General features: G+C 60.1%; 22 protein-coding genes and 1 pseudogene. 10 read left to right on the top strand and 13 right to left on the bottom strand.

Annotated features, from left to right (window positions below):
- The first annotated feature begins 10 nt into the window (after window positions 1-10).
- On the top strand, window positions 11-583 hold the full coding sequence (locus ACI77H_RS01360; protein WP_109626693.1) for a xanthine phosphoribosyltransferase: 573 nt from the start codon (window positions 11-13) through the stop codon (window positions 581-583).
- 68 nt (window positions 584-651) lie between these two features.
- Here the strand turns inward: ACI77H_RS01360 and ACI77H_RS01355 are convergent, their stop codons facing one another.
- The 6 genes from ACI77H_RS01355 to dadA all read right to left on the bottom strand — a co-directional run bounded on the left by ACI77H_RS01355 (window position 652) and on the right by dadA (window position 6890).
- Window positions 652-2574 (bottom strand): acetyl-CoA hydrolase/transferase C-terminal domain-containing protein, encoded by a 1923-nt coding sequence (locus ACI77H_RS01355; RefSeq protein WP_407010004.1) that lies wholly within the window; start codon window positions 2572-2574, stop codon window positions 652-654.
- Between the two features lie 243 nt (window positions 2575-2817).
- A complete protein-coding gene (locus ACI77H_RS01350) occupies window positions 2818-3231 on the bottom strand; it encodes a c-type cytochrome (protein WP_407010342.1) in 414 nt (137 codons plus the stop codon).
- 182 nt (window positions 3232-3413) lie between these two features.
- A complete protein-coding gene (locus tag ACI77H_RS01345; RefSeq protein ID WP_007947433.1) occupies window positions 3414-3962 on the bottom strand; it encodes a cupin domain-containing protein in 549 nt (182 codons plus the stop codon).
- 127 nt (window positions 3963-4089) lie between these two features.
- Complete coding sequence (gene alr / locus ACI77H_RS01340) at window positions 4090-5163, bottom strand: alanine racemase (RefSeq protein WP_407010003.1); 1074 nt, start codon at window positions 5161-5163, stop codon at window positions 4090-4092.
- 97 nt (window positions 5164-5260) lie between these two features.
- Entirely contained in the window at window positions 5261-5614 is a 354-nt protein-coding gene (locus ACI77H_RS01335; RefSeq protein ID WP_407010002.1) for a RidA family protein, read from the bottom strand.
- Window positions 5586-6890, bottom strand: a complete 1305-nt coding sequence (dadA, locus tag ACI77H_RS01330; protein ID WP_407010001.1) for a D-amino acid dehydrogenase — start codon at window positions 6888-6890, stop codon at window positions 5586-5588. The genes ACI77H_RS01335 and dadA overlap by 29 nt, the downstream gene beginning before the upstream one ends.
- 156 nt (window positions 6891-7046) lie before the next feature.
- Between dadA and ACI77H_RS01325 the strand changes: the two genes are divergently transcribed.
- Window positions 7047-7535 (top strand): Lrp/AsnC ligand binding domain-containing protein, encoded by a 489-nt coding sequence (locus ACI77H_RS01325; protein WP_003177284.1) that lies wholly within the window; start codon window positions 7047-7049, stop codon window positions 7533-7535.
- A 139-nt stretch (window positions 7536-7674) separates the two neighbouring features.
- Here ACI77H_RS01325 and ACI77H_RS01320 read toward each other — a convergent pair whose 3' ends face one another.
- Entirely contained in the window at window positions 7675-8028 is a 354-nt protein-coding gene (locus tag ACI77H_RS01320) for a YkgJ family cysteine cluster protein (protein ID WP_007947437.1), read from the bottom strand.
- A 147-nt stretch (window positions 8029-8175) separates the two neighbouring features.
- Between ACI77H_RS01320 and ACI77H_RS01315 the strand changes: the two genes are divergently transcribed.
- Window positions 8176-9468: an NAD(P)/FAD-dependent oxidoreductase gene (locus tag ACI77H_RS01315; protein ID WP_407010000.1), complete on the top strand. Its 1293-nt coding sequence runs from the start codon at window positions 8176-8178 to the stop codon at window positions 9466-9468.
- A 143-nt stretch (window positions 9469-9611) separates the two neighbouring features.
- On the opposite strand, the gene ACI77H_RS01310 is transcribed toward ACI77H_RS01315, so the two are convergent.
- Entirely contained in the window at window positions 9612-9857 is a 246-nt protein-coding gene (locus ACI77H_RS01310) for a DUF1127 domain-containing protein (protein WP_407009999.1), read from the bottom strand.
- Window positions 9858-10036: 179 nt separating this feature from the next.
- Between ACI77H_RS01310 and ACI77H_RS01305 the strand changes: the two genes are divergently transcribed.
- Together ACI77H_RS01305 and ACI77H_RS01300 are read left to right on the top strand one after the other, a co-directional pair.
- Entirely contained in the window at window positions 10037-11470 is a 1434-nt protein-coding gene (locus ACI77H_RS01305) for a PLP-dependent aminotransferase family protein (RefSeq protein ID WP_407009998.1), read from the top strand.
- A gap of 60 nt (window positions 11471-11530) precedes the next feature.
- Complete coding sequence (locus ACI77H_RS01300; RefSeq protein WP_407009997.1) at window positions 11531-13099, top strand: phospholipase D family protein; 1569 nt, start codon at window positions 11531-11533, stop codon at window positions 13097-13099.
- A 137-nt stretch (window positions 13100-13236) separates the two neighbouring features.
- On the opposite strand, the gene ACI77H_RS01295 is transcribed toward ACI77H_RS01300, so the two are convergent.
- Both ACI77H_RS01295 and ACI77H_RS01290 read right to left on the bottom strand, forming a co-directional pair.
- Window positions 13237-14382: an MFS transporter gene (locus ACI77H_RS01295; RefSeq protein ID WP_407009996.1), complete on the bottom strand. Its 1146-nt coding sequence runs from the start codon at window positions 14380-14382 to the stop codon at window positions 13237-13239.
- Between the two features lie 190 nt (window positions 14383-14572).
- Window positions 14573-16066: an aldehyde dehydrogenase gene (locus ACI77H_RS01290; protein ID WP_407009995.1), complete on the bottom strand. Its 1494-nt coding sequence runs from the start codon at window positions 16064-16066 to the stop codon at window positions 14573-14575.
- A 248-nt stretch (window positions 16067-16314) separates the two neighbouring features.
- Between ACI77H_RS01290 and ACI77H_RS01285 the strand changes: the two genes are divergently transcribed.
- Window positions 16315-16677 carry a cupin domain-containing protein gene (locus ACI77H_RS01285; RefSeq protein ID WP_407009994.1) on the top strand — a complete coding sequence of 121 codons (363 nt, stop codon included), beginning with the start codon at window positions 16315-16317 and terminating at the stop codon, window positions 16675-16677.
- Window positions 16678-16862: 185 nt separating this feature from the next.
- Here the strand turns inward: ACI77H_RS01285 and rpmG are convergent, their stop codons facing one another.
- Entirely contained in the window at window positions 16863-17018 is a 156-nt protein-coding gene (gene rpmG, locus ACI77H_RS01280) for a 50S ribosomal protein L33 (RefSeq protein WP_007894709.1), read from the bottom strand.
- Window positions 17019-17029: 11 nt separating this feature from the next.
- Entirely contained in the window at window positions 17030-17263 is a 234-nt protein-coding gene (gene rpmB / locus ACI77H_RS01275) for a 50S ribosomal protein L28 (protein WP_007894701.1), read from the bottom strand.
- 446 nt (window positions 17264-17709) lie between these two features.
- On the opposite strand from rpmB, the gene ACI77H_RS01270 reads away from it, so the two are divergent.
- A complete protein-coding gene (locus ACI77H_RS01270) occupies window positions 17710-19296 on the top strand; it encodes an ABC transporter substrate-binding protein (RefSeq protein WP_407009993.1) in 1587 nt (528 codons plus the stop codon).
- 134 nt (window positions 19297-19430) lie between these two features.
- On the opposite strand, the gene radC is transcribed toward ACI77H_RS01270, so the two are convergent.
- Entirely contained in the window at window positions 19431-20105 is a 675-nt protein-coding gene (gene radC, locus ACI77H_RS01265; protein WP_407009992.1) for a DNA repair protein RadC, read from the bottom strand.
- A gap of 135 nt (window positions 20106-20240) precedes the next feature.
- On the opposite strand from radC, the gene coaBC reads away from it, so the two are divergent.
- The 3 genes and pseudogenes from coaBC to ACI77H_RS01250 all read left to right on the top strand — a co-directional run.
- Window positions 20241-21449: a bifunctional phosphopantothenoylcysteine decarboxylase/phosphopantothenate--cysteine ligase CoaBC gene (gene coaBC, locus ACI77H_RS01260; protein ID WP_407010341.1), complete on the top strand. Its 1209-nt coding sequence runs from the start codon at window positions 20241-20243 to the stop codon at window positions 21447-21449.
- A 5-nt stretch (window positions 21450-21454) separates the two neighbouring features.
- Window positions 21455-21910, top strand: a complete 456-nt coding sequence (dut, locus tag ACI77H_RS01255) for a dUTP diphosphatase (protein WP_059403885.1) — start codon at window positions 21455-21457, stop codon at window positions 21908-21910.
- A gap of 338 nt (window positions 21911-22248) precedes the next feature.
- Window positions 22249-23625, top strand: a pseudogene (locus ACI77H_RS01250) (phosphomannomutase/phosphoglucomutase); the annotation flags it as partial.
- Between the last annotated feature and the right edge of the window lie 14 nt (window positions 23626-23639).

The following is a 23639-nucleotide window of genomic DNA, read 5'->3' as shown; positions in this document are numbered from 1 at the left end:
GGAACGCTTCATGGAAGCACTGCACCAGAAAATTCGCGAACAAGGCATCGTGCTTTCCGATCAGGTCCTGAAGGTCGACGCCTTTTTGAACCACCAGATCGACCCGGCGCTGATGAAACTGATCGGCGACGAGTTCGCCGCGCTGTTCAAGGACTCGGGCATCACCAAGATCGTCACCATCGAAGCCTCGGGCATCGCCCCGGCGATCATGACCGGTCTGAACCTCGGCGTGCCGGTGATCTTTGCGCGCAAGCATCAGTCCCTGACCCTGACCGAAAACCTGCTGTCGGCGACCGTTTACTCGTTCACCAAGCAGACCGAAAGCACCGTGGCGATCTCCCCGCGCCACCTGACCAGCAGCGACCGCGTGCTGATCATCGATGACTTTTTGGCCAACGGTAAGGCGTCCCAGGCGCTGATCTCGATCATCAAACAGGCCGGCGCGACCGTCGCCGGTTTGGGCATCGTGATCGAGAAGTCGTTCCAGGGTGGGCGTGCGGAACTGGATGCGCAGGGTTATCGGGTTGAATCGTTGGCTCGGGTGCAGTCGCTGAAGGATGGGGTTGTAACCTTCATCGAATAACCAGCAGCACCGTATATCCCCTGTGGGAGCCAGCCTGCTAGCTCCCACAGTTGGTTTTGCGTTGGGCGTTATTGCGCGGTGGCTTTCAGGCCAGCGAGCAACAACCGCTGAAACAAATCCTCTTTCAGGCCTTCCGGGTTGGTCAGTTGCATCCGCTCCAGATGCTCAGGAAACGCTGCCGGCTCCGGCGCATCCAGTGCTGCCTTGCCCAACTCCAGAATCTCCGTCAGCTTGAACTTGCTCTTCAACCAGTTCAGCGCCCGCAACAGGTCCCGTTCTTCAGCCGTGAAATCACTCCCCAGCGGATACTCCGGAAACAACTGCGGATGTCCGGCCTGAATCGCCTGCAAGCGTTCCGGATGGTTGTCGGCAAAGCGCGGATCGAGATGAAAATTCTTCGGTAGTTTGCCGGCGCTCTGCGCCTGCTCGATCAGCCCCGACTGGAAACGTGAATCGCTGATGTTGAGCAACGCCTCGATCACCGCCGCATCGGTCTTGCCGCGCAAATCGGCGATGCCGTATTCAGTGACCACGATGTCGCGCAGATGCCGCGGGATCGTGCAATGGCCGTACTGCCAGACGATGTTGGAACTGACCTCCCCGCCCGCCTCGCGCCAGCTGCGCAGCAGCAGAATCGAACGCGCGCCTTCCAGCGCATGGCCCTGGGCGACGAAGTTGTATTGCCCGCCGACACCGCTGAGCACCCGTCCGTCTTCGAGTTGATCGGCCACGCCGGCGCCAAGCAATGTCATGGTGAACACAGTGTTGATGAAGCGCGCATCCAGGCGCTGCAAGCGTTTGAGCTCTTCCTGGCCGTAGAGCTCGTTGATGTAGCTGATGCGGGTCATGTTGAATTCGAGCCGTTTGCTTTGCGGCAGCTCGCGCAGGCGTTCATAAAAGCTGCGCGGCCCGAGGAAAAACCCGCCGTGCACCGAAATGCCGTCGGTCTGCGCAGCCTCGTCCAGCGTGCCGGCATTCGCCTGTTGCTGAGTGGCCACATCCGGGTAGACCTTGCGCCGCACGATCCCGGCGTCGGCCAGCACCAGCAAGCCGTTGACGAACATTTCGCTGCAACCGTAAAGGCCTTTGGCGAACGGTTCGATGCCGCCCTCGCGGTCGATCAACTGCGCCCATTGGCTGAGATTGATCTCCGCCAGTAAGGCCTTGTAACCGGCATTGTCGGCCTGCCGCGCCAGCAACGCCGCCGTCAGCGCATCGCCCATGGCGCCGATGCCGATCTGCAAGGTGCCGCCATCACGAACCAGGGCGCTGGCGTGTAATCCGATGAAATGGTCCTGGAAACCCACCGGCATGTTCGGCGTCGAGAACAGCGTGGTGTTGTCTTTCTCGTCGACCAGCAGGTCGAAGGTATCGATGCCGATTTCGGCGTCGCCGGGCATGTACGGCAAGTCGTTGTGCACCTGGCCCACGAGCAAGACTGTCTGCCCCGCCGCCCTGCGCTTGGCGATCATCGGGAACAGGTCGAGGGTGATGTCCGGGTTGCAGCTCAGGCTCAGGCGATCCGGGTGTTCGGAGTGGCTGGCCACCAGTTGCGCGACCAGGTTCAAACCGGCAGCGTTGATGTCCCGCGCAGCATGACTGTAGTTGCTGCTGATGTAATCCTGCTGGGCGGACACGCTATGCAGCAGGCTGCCGGGTTGCATGAAAAACTGCTGAACATGGATGTTGGGCGGCAGGTTGTCCTTGCGCAGACCCGCGAGGAAATCCAGCTCCGGGTAGTCGCCGAACACTCGCTCGATGAAGGGCTCAAGGAAGCGCTTCTGCAAACCGTCGCCCAATGCAGGACGGCCCAGACACAGCGCGGTATAGATCGTCAGCTGCCGTTCGGGCAATTGCGCCACGCGTTGATACAGCGCGTTGACGAAGTGGTTGGGTTTGCCCAGACCGAGGGGCAGGCCCATGTGGATATGCGCTGGCAACCGTGCCAACACCTCATCGACCGCTTGTTCAATAGAACACAGCTGCACCATCTGATCCTCCCGTACTTTCCGTGAATTGGGGTTGGACCGAGCTTGCCGGGTCTTTGCTGCATTGAACAGCCTCGGGGCAGTAAATCACCTGTAGGAGCTGGCCTGCCGGCGATCCAGACGCTGCGGTTGGCCAGACACACCGCGTATTTCTTCACCTCCGGCAAGCCGGCTCCTACAGAAACCAGGTGAACAGGCACAAAAAAGCCGCTCGAAAGCGGCTTTTTCGCGAAAGATGTTGGCGTTTTACAGGCCGGACATCTCTTTGATGGCGCCTTTCAGCTCATCATCGGAGCAGTCGGCGCAGGTGCCTTTAGGCGGCATCGAATTGATACCGGTAATGGCTTTGGCCAGGATGCCGTCGAGGCCGCCCTGGTGATCGGCGCGTTCTTTCCAGGCAGCCTTGTCACCGATTTTCGGCGCGCCCAGCAGGCCGGTTCCGTGGCAAGCATTGCAATGTTTGGCAATCACGTCTTTAGGGGCCTTGGCACCGCCGCCGCCGCCAGAAGCAGCAGCCACTTCCATGCCCTTGCACTCTTGACCTGTCACGCAGACCTGGCCAACTGGCTCAAGGCGCTTGGCAATATCGTCGTTGGTCGCAGCTTGAGCGCTGACAGCCCATAGGGCCAATACGGTTGCTGGTGCAGCCAGCATTTTCATAATTAGGTTCACGCGTTCACCCTCAATGGTGGCTAGTCACGCCTACGGCCACGGTTCGCAGGCGGGCGCAAGTATAGCGGTAAGCCCGCCGCACTGAAACAACCCCAAAGTCGAAGGGGTCTTGTTGCGCCGCGGAAAAACCCGTTGGGTGCCGCTGCCGTGCTGGCAGGACGCCTCTTCTCTTAAAAATTCGCAGGTGTGGCTGCGCTGATTAGTCGCGCCGGCGCATCGAACGGATTACGGAAACGGTGCGGCTTGGTACTTTCAAAGTAGTAGCTATCACCGGCTTCAAGCACAAAAGTTTCCAGCCCGACCACCAGTTCCAAACGCCCTTCCACCAGAATCCCGGTTTCCTCGCCCTCATGGGTGAGCATTTCGTCACCGGTATCGGCGCCAGGCGGATAGATTTCGTTGAGGAAGGCGATAGCGCGGCTCGGATGCGCCCGGCCGACCAGTTTCATGGTCACTGCGCCATCGGAAATATCGATCAGCTCGTTAGCCTTGTAGACGATCTGAGTCGGTTTTTCCTGCAGGATCTCTTCGGAAAAGAACTCGACCATGGACATGGGAATCCCGCCCAGAACCTTGCGCAGCGAACTGATCGATGGACTGACGCTATTCTTCTCGATCATCGAAATCGTGCTGTTGGTGACGCCCGCGCGTTTGGCGAGTTCACGCTGCGAAAGACCTTTGAGCTTACGGATGGATTGCAGTCGTTCACCGACGTCCAATGCTTGCGCCTCCAGGGATTCAGGTTGTAGAAATATTGAGCGTTATCATGGCGACAGCGTTCAGTATTTACAACACTTTGGCCTGAATCCTGTTCGGCGAGGCGACTTCTGGTTCGCGAGGTTCGGGTCAAGCCCCGGAATAGAGCAGCGGAACCCGGCGCAGGTTGCAGAAGATCTGGTAGGGGATCGTGTCCGCGGCTTCCGCCACGGTGCTGGCGAGCACGTTTTTGCCCCACAACTCTACGGTTGAGCCGAGGCCGGCTTGCGGCACATCGGTCAGATCGATGCAGAGCATGTCCATCGACACCCGGCCGATCAACTGGCTGCGCTGACCGGCAACCATCACTGGCGTACCGGTCGGTGCGTGACGCGGATAGCCATCGGCATAACCCATGGCCACCACGCCAACGCGCATCGGCTTCTGAGTGATGAATTTGGCGCCGTAACCAATCGGCTCACCGGCCGGCAGCTCACGCACGCAAATCACTTTCGATTCCAGGGTCATCACCGGTTGCAAGCGCGACGCCGTGGCGTTGGCTTCCTCGAACGGCGTGGCGCCGTAGAGCATGATGCCCGGACGAACCCAGTCGCTGGGAATCTGCGGCCAACCGAGCACTGCCGGCGAGTTGCGCAGGCTGACCTCGGCCGCCAAGCCCTGACGCGCCGCTTCAAATACCGCCACCTGCTCGGCGCTGGCTTGGCTGTGCAGCTCATCGGCGCGGGCGAAGTGGCTCATCAGCACCACTTTCGCGACCTTGCCACTCGCCAGCAGACGCTGATAGCCCGCCTGGTAATCCTTTGGATGCAGACCGACCCGGTGCATGCCCGAATCAAGCTTAAGCCAGACCGTGATCGGCTTGCTCAGCGCGGCTTTTTCGATGGCTTCGAGTTGCCACAGAGAATGCACCACACACCAGAAATCATGCTCGACGATCAGCGCCAGTTCATCGGCTTCGAAAAAACCTTCCAACAACAACACCGGCGCCCGAATGCCCGCGGCGCGCAGCTCCAGCGCTTCTTCGATGCAGGCGACGGCAAACCCGTCCGCCTCGGCTTCCAGCGCCTGGGCACAACGCACCGCGCCATGGCCGTAGGCATCCGCCTTGATCACCGCGAGGGCCTTGGCCCCGGTGAGTTCACGGGCGATCTGGAAGTTGTGGCGCAGGGCTTGAAGGTCGATCAGGGCACGGGCTGGGCGCATGGCGGCAGGGCTTCTAGGCGGTCATGGGAATAAAATCCGGCGCTGGCTGACGGCGTGAACCGCCAACAGCACCGGAAGAGGGATCTTTCTGACAGGCTTACGGCAGCGCGGCTACAACCGACAGCTCGATCAGGATTTGCGGTTCGCACAGCTTCGATTCAACCGTCGCACGGGCCGGGGCAACGCCTTTAGGCAGCCACTTATCCCACACCGCGTTCATGCCTTCGAAGTGCGCGTCGATGTCTTTCAGGTAAATCGTCACCGAGAGCAAATGGTGCTTGTCGGTACCCGCCAGATCGAGCAAACGCTCAATATTGGCGAGGGTTTCGCGAGTCTGCTGTTCAATCCCGGCGCTCATGTCATCGCCGACCTGCCCTGCCAGATACACCGTACCGTTGTGAGCGACGATCTGACTCATGCGCTCATTGGTGAGCTGGCGCTGGATTGCCATGTTTTGCGGACTCCTGGATTTTGCTGCCATAACGGGAAATATCGAGGCCTTCGGCGCTGATCTGCGGCGTTTTCTTCGCCATCAGGTCGGCCAGCAAACGGCCGGAACCGCACGCCATGGTCCAGCCGAGCGTGCCGTGACCAGTGTTCAGGAACAGGTTGCTGAACGGCGTCGCACCCACAATCGGCGTACCGTCCGGCGTGGTCGGACGCAGACCGGTCCAGAAACTCGCCTGGGCCAAATCGCCGCCCTGAGGATAAAGGTCGTTGACGATCATCTCCAGGGTTTCGCGTCGACGCGGGTTCAGCGCCAGATCAAAACCGGCGATTTCTGCCATGCCGCCGACGCGGATACGGTTGTCGAAACGGGTGATCGCGACCTTGTAGGTCTCGTCGAGAATGGTCGAAGTCGGGGCCATTGCCGGGTTGGTGATCGGTACAGTCAGGGAGTAACCCTTGAGCGGATACACCGGAGCCTTGATGCCCAGCGGCTTGAGCAGTTGCGGCGAGTAGCTGCCGAGTGCCAGGACATAACGGTCCGCGGTTTCCAGCTTGCCGTCGATCCACACACCATTGATGCGGTCACCCGCGTAGTCGAGGCGCTGAATGTCCTGGCCAAAGCGGAACTCAACACCGAGCTTCACGGCCATTTCGGCCAGTCGAACGGTGAACATCTGGCAATCGCCGGTCTGGTCGTTCGGCAGTCGCAGGGCGCCGGCGAGGATGTCGGTAACGTTGGCCAGCGCCGGTTCAACGCGGGCAATGCCGGCACGGTCGAGCAATTCGAACGGCACGCCGGACTCTTTCAGTACGGCGATGTCTTTCGCGGCGCCGTCGAGCTGAGCCTGGGTGCGGAACAGTTGCGTGGTACCAAGGCTGCGGCCTTCGTAGGCAATACCGGTTTCAGCGCGCAATTCGTCGAGGCAGTCACGGCTGTACTCGGACAGACGGACCATGCGCTCCTTGTTGACCGCGTAACGGCTGGCGGTGCAGTTGCGCAGCATCTGCGCCATCCACAGGTATTGGTCGATGTCGGCGGTGGCCTTGATCGCCAGCGGTGCGTGGCGCTGCAACAGCCACTTGATGGCCTTGAGCGGCACACCCGGCGCGGCCCACGGCGAGGCATAACCCGGAGAGACTTGCCCGGCGTTGGCGAAACTGGTCTCCATGGCCGCAGCCGGCTGACGGTCCACCACCACCACTTCAAACCCGGCACGCGCCAGATAATAAGCACTGGTGGTACCGATGACGCCGCTACCCAAGACCATAACGCGCATTTTCATATCCCTCATCGCGGCGTGCCGCTGACGTTTGTAGTTCAGACCGTAGATGTGGGCAGTTTAAAAAAGATTAGCCAGTGCATTTCACTATATAAGTGCCTATATTTGGCGACAATTCTCGGCAAAAACGCTTTTCACGGAGGCGCATCCCCTATGCGTACCAACACTCAGACCAAACGTGAGCTGGACAAGATCGACCGCAACATCCTGCGGATCCTGCAAGCGGACGGGCGTATCTCCTTCACCGAGCTCGGGGAAAAGGTCGGGCTCTCGACCACGCCCTGCACCGAGCGGGTCCGGCGCCTGGAGCGCGAAGGGATCATCATGGGCTACAACGCCCGGCTGAATCCGCAGCACCTTAAGGGTAGTCTGCTGGTGTTCGTCGAGATCAGCCTCGACTACAAATCCGGCGATACTTTCGAAGAGTTCCGACGCGCGGTGCTGAAATTACCCCATGTGCTGGAGTGCCACTTGGTGTCAGGGGATTTCGACTATTTGGTGAAGGCGCGGATTTCCGAGATGGCCTCGTATCGCAAGCTGCTGGGCGACATCCTGCTCAAACTCCCGCATGTGCGGGAATCGAAGAGCTATATCGTGATGGAGGAAGTGAAGGAGAGCTTGAGTCTTCCGATTCCGGATTGAGACTTTGTGGTGCCTGTTCAGGCTTCATCGCTAGCAGGCTAGCTCCCACAGTTGATCTTCAGCGCACACAAGTCCGGTTGCGACACGGACCCATTTTGGGGGCTAGTCTGCTAGCGATTACAGGCGACTCGGTCTTCGCTCAGACGAGGACCTGTCGGGTCGACGCCATGTACTCATGAATCTGCTTCTCCACCCGCGGATGAATCAACTCCACCGGCCCCCGCCCATTGGGGCACGGCAATGTCTTGGTGGTCCCGAACAACCGGCAAATCAACGGTCGCTCGTCATACACCGTGCAGCCGTTCGGCCCTAAGTGAACGCAGTTAAGTTCATCCATCGCCGCATCCTGCTCGGCGCGGGTCTTGCGCGGCAGGCGGGACATCTCTTCGGGCGAAGTGGTCACCGGCCCGCAGCAGTCATGGCAGCCGGGCACGCACTCGAACGAGGGAATCTGCTGGCGTAGCGTGCGAATTTTCTGACTGTTGCAGCTCATCGAAACGGTGACCTAAAGCGGACTGAAGCGCGATTCTGACGCAAACGCGCCGATCCAGACAGCCACAACCGACCAGTGTTGCCCGTGCCGGAAGGTCCGGCTTATGCTCCGTCAAATTTTCCAAACACAAAAATCAGGATGACGCGCATGAATGCCCGTGCTCAGCACACTGCCTCGTATTACGCCGCCAGCAGCTTGCCGCAGCCCGAGTATCCGGTGTTGCAAGGCGAACGGGTGGCCGACGTGTGCGTGGTCGGCGGCGGGTTTTCCGGGCTGAACACAGCCCTTGAGCTGGCAGAACGCGGCCTCAGCGTGGTGCTGCTCGAAGCGCACAAGATTGGCTGGGGCGCCAGCGGCCGCAACGGTGGGCAGCTGATTCGTGGCGTCGGCCATGGGCTCGATCAATTCGCCCACGTGATCGGCGCGGACGGTGTGCGTCAGATGAAACTGATGGGGCTGGAAGCGGTGGAAATCGTCCGACAGCGGGTCGAGCGTTTTCAGATCCCTTGCGACCTGACGTGGGGTTACTGCGATCTCGCCAACAAACCCCGCGACCTGGAAGGCTTCGCCGAAGACGCCGAAGAACTGAGCAGCCTCGGCTACCGCTACGAAACCCGTTTGCTGCAAGCTCATGAAATGCATTCGGTGGTGGGTTCCGACCGCTACGTCGGCGGACTGATCGACATGGGCTCGGGCCATTTGCACCCACTGAATCTGGCACTGGGCGAAGCCGCCGCCGCGCAGCAACTGGGTGCAGAGTTGTTCGAACAATCGGCGGTAATCCGCATCGATTACGGCCCCGAAGTCAACGTCCACACGGCCCAGGGTTCGGTACGCGCGAAGACGTTGGTGATGGGCTGCAATGCCTATCTCAACCAACTCAACCCCGAGCTCAGCGGCAAAGTGTTGCCGGCCGGCAGTTACATCATCGCCACCGAGCCCTTGAGTGAAGAACAGGCCCACGCCTTGCTGCCGCAGAACATGGCAGTCTGCGATCAGCGGGTGGCGCTGGATTACTACCGGCTCTCGGCGGATCGCCGCTTGCTGTTTGGTGGCGCCTGCCATTATTCAGGTCGCGACCCCAAGGATATCGCCGCGTACATGCGGCCGAAGATGCTCGAGGTTTTCCCGCAGTTGAGTGGGGTGAAAATCGATTATCAGTGGGGCGGGATGATTGGCATCGGCGCCAATCGGTTACCGCAGATCGGCCGACTCAAGGACCAGCCGAACGTGTTTTACGCTCAGGCTTATTCCGGTCACGGGGTGAATGCCACGCATCTGGCGGGCAAGTTGTTGGCCGAGGCGATCAGTGGGCAACAGGGTGGCGGGTTCGATCTGTTTGCGAAGGTGCCGCACATGACATTCCCGGGAGGGAAGCATTTGCGCTCGCCGTTGTTGGCGCTGGGGATGTTGTGGCATCGGCTTAAAGAGTTGGTCTGAGAAATCTCAGTGCCCTCACTGACGCCTTCGCGAGCAAGCCCGCTCCCACATTAGGTCTTCAGCGAACATGGATTGGGTGTTCGACGACGATCAAATGTGGGAGCGGACTTGCTCGCGAATGGATCTAACGAACACCGCCAGTCTCAGATCCGCCAGAACGGCTTAAGCCCCTCCTCCCGCGCCTGCTCCCGACTCAACCCGACATCCTTCAACTGCTCAGGCGTCAGCTCCAGCAACGCCTTGCGCGTGTGCAGACGATGCCAGAACAGACCCCAGCGACTCAGGCCGGACGGTGCATTGCGCATCTGCGCCCCGCGTGTACCGTTGATTTGCCCTGCCGCCAGTTCCTGACTGCGTAACGTCAGCCGCACATCGCTCAAGCCGTTCATTTTGATTGCTCCTGTTTACTTGGGTAGCCAGAGCTTTCATGATGCGTGGGCGGCGAAAAGCATTACAGATTCAACTTAACAGTATTAATTCCATACAGATTTGGTACTTCAGCCTCTGAATCTTGATTTTTTAGCTGATCTGTACTGGTTAACGAAATCACCCACATCGAGACTGCGCCATGACCCTTTACGTCAACCTCGCCGAATTGCTCGGCACGCGGATCGAACAGGGCTTCTATCGCCCCGGTGACCGGCTGCCGTCGGTGCGGGCGTTGAGCGTCGAACATGGGGTCAGCCTGAGCACGGTGCAGCAGGCCTATCGGGTGCTGGAAGACAGCGGCCTGGCGATGCCGAAACCCAAGTCCGGCTATTTCGTCCCGGTGAGTCGCGACCTGCCGGAGCTGCCGGCGATTGGCCGGCCGGCCCAACGACCCGTAGATATCTCGCAGTGGGATCAGGTGCTGGAACTGATCCGCGCAGTGCCGCGCAAGGATGTGGTGCAACTGGGTCGCGGCATGCCGGACATCACCACGCCGACCATGAAACCGTTGCTGCGCAACCTTGCGCGTATCAGCCGACGGCAGGACATGCCCGGTCTGTATTACGACAACATCCACGGCACCCTCGAACTGCGTGAGCAAATCGCCCGCCTGATGCTCGACTCCGGATGCCAATTGACCGCCAACGACCTGGTGATCACCACCGGCTGCCACGAAGCGCTGTCCACCAGCATTCGTTCCATCTGCGAGCCGGGCGACATCGTCGCGGTGGATTCGCCGAGTTTTCACGGCGCCATGCAGACGCTCAAGGGCCTGAACATGAAGGCCCTGGAAATCCCCACCGACCCACTGACCGGGATCAGCCTCGATGCGCTGGAACTGGCCTTGGAACAATGGCCGATCAAGGCCATACAGTTGACCCCCAACTGCAACAACCCGCTGGGCTACATCATGCCGGAGTCGCGAAAACGCGCGTTGTTGACGCTCGCACAGCGTTTCGACGTGGCGATCATCGAAGACGATGTGTATGGCGAACTGGCCTACAACTACCCGCGACCGCGCACGATCAAATCCTTCGACGAAGACGGCCGCGTCCTGCTTTGCAGCTCATTTTCCAAGACGATCGCGCCGGGTTTGCGCATCGGTTGGGTTGCACCGGGCCGCTATCTGGAGCGGGTGCTGCACATGAAATACATCAGCACCGGCTGTACTGCGCCGCAACCGCAGATTGCCATCGCCGAATTCCTCAAGGCCGGTCACTTCGAACCGCATTTGCGGAGGATGCGCACGCAATACCAGCGCAATCGCGACATGATGATCGATTGGGTCAGCCGCTATTTCCCGGCAGGTACCCGCGCCAGTCGCCCGCAAGGCAGTTTCATGCTCTGGGTCGAATTGCCTGACGGCTTCGACACCCTGAAACTGAACCGAGCCTTGCACGACCAGGGCGTACAGATTGCCGTCGGCAGCATCTTTTCTGCCTCGGGCAAATACCGTAACTGTCTGCGTATGAACTACGCTGCCAAACCAACAGCGCAGATCGAAGAAGCGGTGCGCAAGGTCGGCGCCGCGGCAATTAAACTGCTGGCGGAAACCGACAGCAGGGCCGACTGACCTTTCTGCGCAATCCAGCGTCCATATGCCGACACCTGCCGCCAATCGGAACGATCCCACGTGAGAGTCAGACAGCCCCTGCTCGCTCTTCTGCTACTCGCCTCGTTCCTGGGCGGTTGCGCCAGTCTCGATGTTCAACGCGAACCGAGTCAGGCGCTGCCCGCCAGCGACTCGGCATTCGGGCGATCGATCCAGGCTCAGGCCGCACCCCACGAGGGCAAGTCCGGTTTTCGCCTGCTGTCCAATAGCGGCGAAGCCTTCATGGCCCGCGCCGAGTTGATCCGCAACGCCCAAAGCAGCCTCGACTTGCAGTACTACATCGTCCACGACGGCATCAGCACTCGCATGCTGGTGGACGAGTTGCTCAAAGCCGCCGACCGTGGCGTGCGCGTCAGAATCCTGCTCGACGACACCACCAGCGACGGCCTCGACTGGATCATCGCCACGCTGGCCGCGCACCCGCAGATCCAGATCCGCCTGTTCAACCCGCTGCACCTGGGCCGGGCCACGGGCGTGACGCGCACCCTGGGCCGACTGTTAAACCTGTCGCTGCAACACCGGCGCATGCACAACAAGCTGTGGCTGGCGGACAACAGCGCGGCCATCGTCGGCGGCCGCAACCTGGGGGACGAATATTTCGATGCCGAGCCCAACCTGAATTTCACTGACATCGACATGCTGGGCGTCGGCCCGGTCGCCGAGCAGCTTGGCCACAGTTTCGACCAGTACTGGAACAGCGCACTGAGCAAGCCGATCGATGAATTCCTGTCGAGCAAACCGACACAAAAGGACCTGCAAAATACCCGCACGCGCCTGGAAGAGTCGCTGGAAGAGACGCGCAAGCAGAATCATGCGCTGTATCAGCAGCTGATGACTTACACCACCAACCCGCGCATGGACATCTGGCGCCGGGAGCTGATCTGGGCCTGGAACCAGGCCTTGTGGGACGCACCGAGCAAGGTTTTGTCGGATGGTGAGCCTGACCCGCACTTGCTGCTGACCACGCAGTTGGCGCCCGAGCTGACCGGGGTCAGCAAAGAGCTGATCATGATCTCGGCTTACTTTGTGCCTGGCCAGCCAGGGCTGGTTTACCTTACTGGCCGCGCCGATGCCGGAGTCTCCGTCAGCCTGCTGACCAACTCGCTGGAAGCCACCGACGTGCCCGCAGTGCACGGCGGTTACGCGCCCTATCGCCGGGCGCTGCTGGAACATGGCGTGAAATTGTACGAATTGCGTCGCCAGCCCGGCGAAGGCGGCGGCAGCGGGCCGCATATTTTCTACGGCAAGTCGTTCCGGGGCTCCGACTCCAGCCTGCACAGCAAGGCGATGATCTTCGACCAGCAGAAATCCTTCATCGGCTCGTTCAACTTCGACCCACGCTCAGTGCTTTGGAACACCGAAGTCGGGGTGCTGGTGGACAGCCCCGAACTCGCCGCGCATGTGCGCAAAGCGGCCATGGAGGGTATGGCGCCGCCCGTGAGCTATCAGGTGAAACTGGAAAATGACCGGATCGTCTGGGTGACTGAAGACGACGGCAAAATGCACACGCTGACCAAGGAACCGGGAAGCATGTGGCGCCGTTTTAACGCCTGGATGAGTGAGGCGGTGGGTCTGGAGAAAATGCTGTAGCAGGCACTATAAAACCCTGTGGGAGCGGGCTTGCCCGCGAAGAGGTCGATACATCCGCCATTATTTTCTCAGCTGATACACCGCTTTCGCGGGCGAGCCCGCTCCCACAGGATATGTGTGTGACTGGCAGTTTGGAGTCAGGCAGGTTCGGGGACAGTGCCGAATGCCCCCTGACGCATCAGCAAAATCACCAACCCGAACGCCCCTGCCGCCATCAGCAACGGCAACGCATGACCGCTGATCCACTGACTGCCGGCGCCAGCCGCCAACGGCCCGATCAGACAACCAATGCCCCACAGTTGCGCAATGTGCGCGTTAGCCCGCACCAGCGCATCGTCGCGGTAACGCTCGCCGATCAGGATCAGTGACAGGGTGAACAAGCCCCCGGCACTGGCGCCGAACAGCACCCACAACGGCCAGATCAGCAACGTGTCGATCAGCAACGGGATCGCCAGGCTCGAGAGCATCAGCACCACGGCGCAACCGGTGAACAACGTACGTCGCGAAAGACGATCCGCCAGTGCGCCAATCGGCAGTTGCAGCAAGGCATCCCCGACCACCACGGTGCTGACCATGGCCAACGCGATTTCTGTGGTGAAGCCCTGGCGCAGGCAATAGACCGGCAGCAAGGTCAGGATCATCGCCTCGAACGCGGCGAACAGCGCCACGCCCCAGGCGATCGCCGGCAAGCCTCGGCAGAACCCCCACAAATCGCTGAAGGTCACGCTGCAGGCTTCACTGGTCGGTGCACCGCTGCGACCGAGCAACAGGAACGGTGCCACCATGAGCAAGCAGACACCCACCCAGAATCCATAATCGTGTTCGGTGCCCAAAACGCCCAGCAACAGCGGCCCAGCCAACTGACTCAGGGCATAGCTGCTGCCATACAGCGCCACCAGACGGCCGCGCCACTGCTCGACCACCAATTGATTGATCCAGCTTTCACCGAGGATGAAGACGAGGGTCAGGATCACCCCGATCATCAGCCGCAGCACCAGCCATACCGGATAACTCGGCAACAGCGCCAGCAAACCGATGGATGCCGCCCCGGCCCACAGACACAAACGCATCAGATTGGCCGTGCCAAGTCGCGCCGCCAGATGGCTGGAAATTTTCGCCCCCAGCAATACGCCAATCGCCGGCATCGCGGCCATTACGCCGATGGCAAACGAGCCGTAACCCCAGCCTTCCAGGCGAAATGACACCAGCGGCATGCTGACGCCCAGGGCCAGGCCGACACTCAAGACCGACGCCAACACGGCGAAATAAGTCGCCCAACGCATGTTCCACGCTCCTGTGGATTGTTATTTTTCACAGACAACACAAAACAAATGTGGGAGCGGGCTTGCTCGCGGAGAGGCCATTACATCCAACATCATGGTTGGCTGTTACGGCGCCTCCGCGAGCAAGCCCGCTCCCACAGGGATCTGCGTCGCTCAGGAGCCCGATAAACTGTCGGGCCCCATCACTGGCTTACAACTTGATCCAGGTCGCCTTCAGTTCGGTGTACTTGTCGAACGCGTGCAGCGACTTGTCACGGCCGTTGCCCGACTGCTTGAAGCCGCCGAACGGTGCGGTCATGTCGCCGCCGTCGTACTGGTTGACCCACACGCTACCGGCACGCAGCGCACGGGCGGTGAGGTGAGCCTTCGAGATGTCCTTGGTCCACACCGCAGCGGCGAGGCCGTACGGCGTATCGTTGGCAATCGCGATGGCTTCCTCGGCGGTATCGAAAGCAATGACCGACAGGACCGGGCCAAAGATTTCTTCCTGAGCGATTTTCATCGCGTTGCTGACGCCATCGAAAATCGTCGGCTCAACGTAAGTGCCACCGGTTTCCTGCAGCGTGCGCTTGCCGCCAGCGACCAGTTTGGCGCCATCGGCGTGACCGGATTCGATGTAGGACAGCACGGTATTCATCTGCTGGGTGTCCACCAGCGCGCCGACGTTGGTCGCCGGGTCCAGCGGGTTGCCTGGCTTCCAGGTTTTCAGGGCCTCGATCACCAGCGGCAGGAATGTGTCCTTGATCGAACGCTCGACCAGCAGACGCGAACCGGCGGTGCAGACTTCGCCCTGGTTGAAGGCGATAGCGCCGGCTGCTGCTTCAGCGGCAGCTTGCAGGTCTGGCGCATCGGCGAACACGATGTTCGGGCTCTTGCCGCCGGCTTCGAGCCAGACGCGCTTCATGTTCGATTCGCCGGAGTAGATCAGCAATTGTTTGGCGATCTTGGTCGAACCGGTGAACACCAGCGTGTCGACATCGTTGTGCAGGGCCAGGGCCTTGCCGACGGTGTGACCGTAGCCCGGCAGCACGTTCAGCACGCCTTTCGGGATGCCGGCTTCAACGGCCAGCGCAGCGATGCGGATGGCGGTCAGCGGCGATTTTTCCGACGGCTTGAGGATCACCGAGTTACCGGTGGACAGCGCCGGGCCGAGTTTCCAGCAGGCCATCATCAACGGGAAGTTCCACGGTACGATCGCGCCGACGACGCCCACCGGCTCGCGAGTGACCAGACCCAGCTGATCGTGCGGGGTCGTGGCAACTTCGTCGTAGATTTTGTCGATGGCTTCGCCGCTCCAGCTCAGGGCTTGCGCTGCGCCGGGAACGTCGATGTACAGGGAATCGCTGATTGGCTTGCCCATGTCGAGGGTTTCAAGCAGGGCCAGCTCTTCGGCGTGCTGTTTCAGCAGGCCGGCGAAACGGATCATGGTGGCTTTGCGTTTGGTCGGCGCCAGGCGCGACCAGACGCCGGAATTGAACGTAGCGCGAGCATTTTCAACAGCACGCTGGGCGTCGGCGGCGTCACAGCTGGCAATCTTGCCCAGCAGACGGCCATCGACCGGGCTGATGCACTCGAAGGTCTCGCTGGAGACGGCATCGGTGTATTCGCCATTGATGTAGGCACGGCCTTCGATCTTCAGATCGCGAGCCCGTTGTTCCCAATCGGCACGAGTCAGGGTGGTCATTCGAGTGTCCTCCTCTTATTGAATACGAGCGCCCCGCGTTCTTCGCGGACGTCCCCAGGAATTCTGCCCGGCCAGCCTGCAATTCGGCCCAAGGCAACCGCCACCCTAAACCAGTGACCGGGGTTGTTTCAATATATTTGACATAAGGTCGGCAAACGGCCTTGCGGTGTTCATTTTAATAAACATAGACTTTGGGCTTTCCAGCACCTTTCCAGCCACTCGCGCCGCAATCACGGGGGATAACAACAATGAGCATCCAGAACATCGTCGACTTCAGCCAGGCCACCACCAAGCCCGAGCGTTACAGACCAGACCAGGCGAAAATCTTGAAAGGCGACCCCGAGCAGGTGGTTTACAACCACTACAACAGCCCGTGTGGCCAGTTGAATGCGGGCGTGTGGGAAGGCGCGGTTGGCCAGTGGCACGTGAACTTCACCGAACATGAATACTGCGAAATCGTTCAGGGTGTTTCGGTGCTGCGCGATAACGATGGCAACAGCAAGACCGTGCGTGCGGGTGATCGCTTTGTAATCCCGGCCGGGTTCAGAGGCACCTGGGAAGTGCTGGAGACTTGCCGCAAGATCTATGTGGCGTTTGAACAGAAGGCCTGAAGATTTGTGTTGTCCCCGCCGGCCTCATCGCGGGCAAGCCGCTCCCACAGGTTTTGTGATCGACACAACGCCCTGTGGGAGCGAGCTTGCTCGCGATGAGGCACTGCCTGACACCACTAAATTCAAGCAACAAAAAAGGCCCGTATCTCGCGATACGGGCCTTTTTCGTAAGAGGGAAAAATCAATTACTTGATTTTGCCTTCTTTGTAGATCACGTGCTTACGAACAACCGGATCAAATTTCTTGATCTCGATTTTGTCCGGAGTAGTGCGCTTGTTCTTGTCGGTAGTGTAGAAGTGACCAGTACCGGCGCTCGAGATCAAACGAATCAATTCACGCATGATTATCTCCCTTAGATCTTGCCAGCTTTGCGGATTTCGGCCAGCACGACAGTGATGCCACGCTTGTCGATGATACGCATGCCTTTGGCAGATACGCGCAGACGCACGAAACGTTTCTCTTCTTCAACCCAGAAGCGGTGATGCTGCAGGTTCGGCAGGAAACGACGACGGGTTTTGTTGTTTGCGTGGGAAATGTTATTCCCAGTCACCGGACCCTTACCGGTAACTTGACATACTCTCGACATGCCTCAGCCCTCTAAAACCACATGCCCAACCCGGCATGGGTTGGCCGCTTAATCTCTCAGTCATTTGGCGCCAGGCGCCGCGTTTCTTTAGAGGTCTTACCGGCTACACCTACAGTGAAGGAACCGGGCCCCTAGAAAAGAGCGCTGCTTTATACCAGAAAGACTGAGGTGCAACAACATTCCGTGCGCACAGACTTGATAAAAAACCCATTTTTCAGGCTGCGAGCGCCTTGGATAAAGGCTATCGTCGATAAAGACCGCTCGTCGCAGAACATCGGCCAACCGGCCAATCCGGGAGTTTCCTCAAGCAGCACTCGCCGAAAACAATCGCACATACTCCCCTTAAAATGAAAAAGGGGATAGTCATTTGCAAAAGAGCCCACTAGGGTAAGCCTTTTCCAGACTGCACTTGCAGATGGGCCTTCGATCTGTAAAGGAATCCGACCATGCGCCTCGCTGCCCTACCGCTGTTGCTCGCCCCGCTTCTACTGAGCCCGCTGGCCCAGGCCGCCGCCCTGAGCGTCTGCACCGAGGCCAGCCCGGAAGGGTTCGACGTGGTGCAATACAACTCGCTGACCACCACCAACGCCTCGGCCGACGTATTGATGAACCGCCTGGTGGACTTCGACACGGCCAGCGGCAAAGTGGTCGCCGGCCTCGCGGACAGCTGGGAAGTCACCCCCGATGGCCTGACCTACGTGTTCAAGCTGCACCCGCAGGTGAAATTCCATCGCACCGAATATTTCAGCCCGACGCGCGATCTGAGCGCCGAAGACGTGAAATTCAGCTTCGACCGCATGCTCGACCCGGCCAACCCTTGGCACAAAGTGGCGCAGAGCGGCTTCCCACACGCGCAATCGATGCAGTTGCCGGCATTGATCAAGAAGATCGACGCACTGGACCCGCTCACCGTGCGTTTCACCCTCGATCATCCGGATTCGACGTTCCTGCCAACCCTGAGCATGGGGTTCGCCTCGATCTACCCCGCCGAATACGCCGACCAGTTGCTGAAAGCGGGCACCCCGGAGAAGCTCAACAGCCAGCCGATCGGCAGCGGGCCGTTCGTGTTCACGCGCTTCCAGAAAGACGCGTCGATTCGCTACAAGGCCAACCCGGATTACTTCCGTGGCAAGCCTGCAGTGGACCCGCTGATCTTCGCCATCACCCCGGACGCCAACGTGCGGTTGCAGAAACTGCGCCGTAATGAGTGCCAGATTGCCCTGTCGCCGAAGCCACTGGACGTACAAGCCGCGCTGAAAGAGCCGACGCTGAAGATCGAAAAGACCGACGCGTTCATGACCGCGTTCGTCGCCATCAACAGCCAGCATCCACCGTTGGACAAGCCGGAAGTGCGCCAGGCAATCAATCTCGCGTTCGACAAGGCCAGCTATGTCAAAGCCGTGTTCGAAGACACCGCCGAACCTGCCAACGGCCCGTACCCGCCCAACACATGGAGTTATGCCAAAGGCTTGCCGGGCTACGTGCATGACGTGGAAAAAGCCAAGGCCCTGATGGCCAAAGCCGGGCTCAAAGACGGTTTCCAGACCACCATCTGGACCCGTCCCTCCGGCAGCCTGCTGAACCCGAACCCAAGCCTCGGCGCGCAAATGCTCCAGTCGGACCTCGCGGAAATCGGCATTCAAGCCGAAATTCGCGTAATCGAATGGGGCGAAGTGATCCGCCGCGCCAAGGCCGGCGAACACGATCTGCTGTTCATGGGCTGGGCAGGCGACAACGGTGACCCGGACAACTTCCTGACGCCGCAGTTTTCCTGCGCGGCGGTCAAGTCCGGCACCAACTTCGCCCGTTACTGCAATCAGGATCTGGACAAGCTGATCAGTGCCGGCAAGACCACTTCCGAGCAAGGTGTACGCACCAAGCTTTATGAACAGGCTCAGGCGCAGATCCAGCAGCAGGCGCTGTGGCTGCCGCTGGCGCATCCGACGGCTTTTGCGCTGATGCGCAAGGAAGTCGAGGGTTATTCGGTGAGCCCGTTTGGCCGCCAGGATTACTCCAAGGTCAACCTCAAGTAGTCGCTACAACACTAAACCTGTGGGAGCGGGCTTGCCCGCGATGAGGCCGGCAGATCCAACCTAGGTGCCGACTGTGCAGGCGCCATCGCGGGCAAGCCCGCTCCCACAAGGTTTTCGGTTAACTGAAGCCCCTTCTACATCCACCCATATTCAGCCATCGACAGCGGATCTCCGTCGCCGATGATGAAGTGGTCGAGTATTCGCACATCGATCAGGTCCAGCGCCTCCTGGAGGCGCTTGGTCAATTGTCGATCGGCTTGGCTGGGGTCGGGATTGCCTGACGGATGGTTGTGGCAAAGGATCAACGCTGCAGCGTTATGGGCCAAAGCACGCTTGACCACCTGACGCGGATAAACGCTGGTGCAGTCGATAGAACCACGAAACAGTGATTCAAACGCCAGCACTCGATGTTTCGAGTCCAGAAACAGGCAGCCAAATACCTCATGAGGCTCGTGTCGCAGCATCGACTTGAGGTAGTCACGCACGACCAGCGGATTCTCCAACACTGAACTGTGGCGCAAGCGTTCAGCCAGGTGCCGACGGGCCATTTCCAACACTGCCTGCAACTGAGCGAATTTCGCCGGACCGAGCCCTAATTGCTTGCTGAATGTTGCTTGATCGGCTTCCAACAGCGAACGCAGACTGCCGAACTGATTCAACAGATGTCGCGCCAAATCCACTGCGCTTTTACCCGCCACGCCGGTCCGTAAAAAAATCGCCAGCAGCTCAGCGTCCGAAAGGCTCGCCGAGCCCAACTCCAGCAACCTCTCCCGCGGCCGTTCCGCCGCCGGCCAATCGCGAATACTCATAGCACCTCCCTGTCTGTGGGCGCCGCTGTTCCGTAGCGGTCGCTGTGATATCGTAGCCCATCTTTTTTGCGGGCGATTTCACTCCTGGGGAGGGGGTATCGCCACGCAGTCATTAACGAAATGAAAGGCAGACCTATGCAGCGGCTGTATCGGAAACGCATCGTTCTGGGCGTCGGCGGCGGCATTGCTGCCTACAAGAGCGCTGACCTGGTTCGCCGTTTGATCGACCAGGGCGCCGAAGTGCGCGTGGTCATGACCCGTGGCGGCGCCGAGTTCATTACTCCGCTGACCATGCAGGCCTTGTCCGGCCACCCGGTTCATCTGGACCTGCTGGACCCGGCGGCCGAAGCCGCAATGGGCCATATCGAGCTGGCCAAGTGGGCTGACATGGTGCTGATAGCTCCGGCCACTGCGGACCTGATTGCCCGTCTGGCCCAAGGCATTGCCGACGACCTGCTGACCACACTGGTGCTGGCCACCGACGCCGTGGTTGCCGTTGCCCCGGCGATGAACCAGGCCATGTGGCGCGACCCGGCGACCCAGGCCAACCTGCAAACCCTCGAAAACCGCAACATCAAAGCCTTCGGCCCGGCCTCCGGTAGCCAAGCCTGCGGCGATGTCGGGCTCGGCCGCATGCTCGAAGCCGTCGAACTGGCCCAGTGCGCGGCGGACTGCTTCCAGCGCCAGGCACTGACCGGCAAACACGTGCTGATCACCGCTGGCCCGACCCAGGAAAACATCGACCCTGTCCGCTACATCACCAACCACAGCTCCGGAAAAATGGGCTTTGCCCTGGCCGAGGCCGCAGTTGAAGCCGGCGCCCGCGTCACCCTGATCACCGGCCCGGTGCACCTGCCGACCCCGGATCGCGTCACGCGCATCGACGTGGTCAGTGCCCGCGACATGCTCGCGGCCTGTGAAGCCGCGATCCCTTGCGACCTGTTCATTGCCTCCGCAGCGGTCGCAGACTACCGCCCGGAAGTCGTCGCCCCACAGAAACTCAAGAAAGACCCTACGAACGGCGACGGCTTGTTGCTACAGATGGTCCGCAACCCGGACATCCTGGCCACCATCGCCACGCGCCCCGACCGTCCGTTCAGTGTCGGCTTCGCCGCTGAAACCGAACACCTGCTCGATTACGCGGCGCGCAAATTGAAAGACAAGAACCTCGATTTGATCGTCGCCAACGACGTCGCCAACCCGAGCATTGGCTTCAACAGCGAAGAAAACGCCTGCAGCGTGATCGACCGCGAGCTCCACGCCACACTTTTCGCCCAGACCAGCAAGAGCAAAATCGCTCGCCAGCTGATCACTTTTATCGCCGAACGTCTGAACCAGGTTTAATTTACATGCACGCTTTACAAGCCAAGATCCTCGACCCCCGCATCGGTACTGAATTTCCGCTGCCGCAGTACGCCACCCCAGGCTCCGCCGGCCTCGACCTGCGCGCCATGCTGGAAAAAGACACCGTGATCAAGCCGGGTGAAACCGTGCTGATTCCGACCGGCCTGTCCGTTTACATTGGCGATCCAGGCTTGGCGGCGCTGATTCTGCCGCGCTCCGGCCTGGGCCATAAGCACGGCATCGTGCTGGGCAATCTGGTCGGGTTGATCGACTCCGATTACCAGGGTCCACTGATGGTTTCGTGCTGGAACCGTGGCCAGACCGACTTCAACATGGTCGTGGGCGAGCGCCTCGCCCAATTGGTGCTGGTGCCAGTGGTTCAAGCGCATTTCGAAATGGTTGAAGAGTTCGTCGAAACCGAGCGCGGCGCGGGCGGTTTCGGGCATTCCGGCAGCCACTGATCGAAAAGCAGGCGACCTTGTGGCGAGGGGGCTTGCTCCCGCTTGAGTGTGCAGCGCTCATACCGGAACCGCTGCGCCCGAGCGCGGGCCGGCCTGCGGGAGCAAGCTCCATCGCCACAAATTGCACGAACGTCATCTGCAAGGTTTAACACTGGAAATCAAGGCATTGCCCGCCAAATGCTCAGTGAAACCGGTGTCATGGCCTTTTCGCACCACGAACTCTCTGCGGAAAACGCCGTCATACCCTTCAGTTTGAGCCGGCCGACGAGTTCTTCGCTGACAGGTCCAGCCACTTTCGAGATGGAGCATTCCTACAGATGAGCACCCCAGCCCAAGTCGCACCCACATTCCCCGACAGCATTTTCCGCGCCTACGACATTCGCGGCACCGTCCCGGAATTCCTGAACGCTGAAACCGCTTACTGGCTTGGTCGCGCCATCGGCGCCCAGAGCCTGTCCCAGGGCGAACCGAACGTTTCCGTTGGCCGTGATGGTCGCCTGTCCGGCCCGGAACTGGTCGAACAACTGATCAAAGGCCTGGCCGAGGCCGGTTGCCATGTCAGTGACGTGGGCCTGGTGCCAACGCCGGCGCTGTACTACGCCGCCAACGTACTGGCCGGTAAATCGGGCGTGATGCTGACCGGCAGCCACAACCCGTCGAACTACAACGGCTTCAAGATCGTCATCGCTGGCGATACCTTGGCCAACGAACAAATCCAGGCCCTGCACGAGCGCCTCAAGACCAACAACCTGAGCAGCGGTAAGGGCAGCATCACCCAAGTCGAGATCCTCGACCGCTACAACACTGAAATCGTCGAGGACATCAAACTCGCTCGCCGCCTCAAAGTCGTGGTCGACTGCGGTAACGGCGCGGCTGGTGTGATCGCCCCACAACTGATCGAAGCGCTGAACTGCGAAGTCATCCCGCTGTTCTGCGACGTCGACGGCAACTTTCCGAACCACCACCCGGACCCGGGCAAGCCTGAAAACCTCGTCGACCTGATCGCCAAGGTCAAGGAAACCAACGCCGACCTCGGCCTGGCTTTCGACGGCGACGGCGACCGCGTTGGCGTAGTGACCAACACCGGCAGCATCGTTTACCCCGACCGCCTGCTGATGCTGTTCGCCCGCGACGTAGTGGCGCGCAACCCGGACGCGGAAATCATCTTCGACGTCAAATGCACCCGCCGCCTGACCCCGCTGATCAAGGAATACGGCGGTCGTCCGCTAATGTGGAAGACCGGTCACTCGTTGATCAAAAAGAAAATGAAACAAACCGGCGCCCTGTTGGCCGGCGAAATGAGCGGGCACATCTTCTTCAAGGAGCGCTGGTTCGGTTTCGACGATGGCATTTACAGCGCCGCACGGCTGCTGGAAATCCTCAGCAAGGAAAAATCCACCGCAGAAGAGCTGTTTGCAACCTTCCCGAACGATATTTCTACGCCGGAAATCAATATCCATGTGACCGAAGAGAGCAAATTCAGCATCATTGATGCATTGCACGACGCGACGTGGGGCGAAGGCGCCGACCTGACCACCATCGACGGCGTGCGAGTCGACTATGCCAAAGGCTGGGGCCTGGTGCGCGCGTCCAACACCACGCCGGTGCTGGTGCTGCGCTTCGAGGCCGATGACGAGGCTGAATTGCAGCGCATCAAGGATGTTTTCAAAGTCCAGTTGAAGCGTGTTGCACCTGATCTCCAATTACCGTTTTGATCTTCTGATTCACC

It is taken from the genome of Pseudomonas sp. O230, from assembly GCF_045447035.1.
Lineage (GTDB): Bacteria > Pseudomonadota > Gammaproteobacteria > Pseudomonadales > Pseudomonadaceae > Aquipseudomonas.
This window is presented reverse-complemented; position numbering and strand designations above follow the sequence as displayed.

Coding starts and splice junctions, on each gene's coding strand:
- ACI77H_RS01295 (WP_407009996.1), bottom strand. CDS start 14,382: ATGCGTTGGGCGACTTATTTCGCCGTGTTGGCGTCGGTCTTGAGTGTC.
- ACI77H_RS01315 (WP_407010000.1), top strand. CDS start 8,176: ATGAATGCCCGTGCTCAGCACACTGCCTCGTATTACGCCGCCAGCAGC.
- ACI77H_RS01325 (WP_003177284.1), top strand. CDS start 7,047: ATGCGTACCAACACTCAGACCAAACGTGAGCTGGACAAGATCGACCGC.
- ACI77H_RS01285 (WP_407009994.1), top strand. CDS start 16,315: ATGAGCATCCAGAACATCGTCGACTTCAGCCAGGCCACCACCAAGCCC.
- ACI77H_RS01335 (WP_407010002.1), bottom strand. CDS start 5,614: ATGGCAATCCAGCGCCAGCTCACCAATGAGCGCATGAGTCAGATCGTC.
- dadA (WP_407010001.1), bottom strand. CDS start 6,890: ATGCGCGTTATGGTCTTGGGTAGCGGCGTCATCGGTACCACCAGTGCT.
- ACI77H_RS01310 (WP_407009999.1), bottom strand. CDS start 9,857: ATGAACGGCTTGAGCGATGTGCGGCTGACGTTACGCAGTCAGGAACTG.
- dut (WP_059403885.1), top strand. CDS start 21,455: ATGCACGCTTTACAAGCCAAGATCCTCGACCCCCGCATCGGTACTGAA.
- coaBC (WP_407010341.1), top strand. CDS start 20,241: ATGCAGCGGCTGTATCGGAAACGCATCGTTCTGGGCGTCGGCGGCGGC.
- radC (WP_407009992.1), bottom strand. CDS start 20,105: ATGAGTATTCGCGATTGGCCGGCGGCGGAACGGCCGCGGGAGAGGTTG.
- rpmB (WP_007894701.1), bottom strand. CDS start 17,263: ATGTCGAGAGTATGTCAAGTTACCGGTAAGGGTCCGGTGACTGGGAAT.
- ACI77H_RS01270 (WP_407009993.1), top strand. CDS start 17,710: ATGCGCCTCGCTGCCCTACCGCTGTTGCTCGCCCCGCTTCTACTGAGC.
- ACI77H_RS01350 (WP_407010342.1), bottom strand. CDS start 3,231: ATGAAAATGCTGGCTGCACCAGCAACCGTATTGGCCCTATGGGCTGTC.
- ACI77H_RS01320 (WP_007947437.1), bottom strand. CDS start 8,028: ATGAGCTGCAACAGTCAGAAAATTCGCACGCTACGCCAGCAGATTCCC.
- alr (WP_407010003.1), bottom strand. CDS start 5,163: ATGCGCCCAGCCCGTGCCCTGATCGACCTTCAAGCCCTGCGCCACAAC.
- ACI77H_RS01290 (WP_407009995.1), bottom strand. CDS start 16,066: ATGACCACCCTGACTCGTGCCGATTGGGAACAACGGGCTCGCGATCTG.
- ACI77H_RS01355 (WP_407010004.1), bottom strand. CDS start 2,574: ATGGTGCAGCTGTGTTCTATTGAACAAGCGGTCGATGAGGTGTTGGCA.
- ACI77H_RS01305 (WP_407009998.1), top strand. CDS start 10,037: ATGACCCTTTACGTCAACCTCGCCGAATTGCTCGGCACGCGGATCGAA.
- rpmG (WP_007894709.1), bottom strand. CDS start 17,018: ATGCGTGAATTGATTCGTTTGATCTCGAGCGCCGGTACTGGTCACTTC.
- ACI77H_RS01360 (WP_109626693.1), top strand. CDS start 11: ATGGAAGCACTGCACCAGAAAATTCGCGAACAAGGCATCGTGCTTTCC.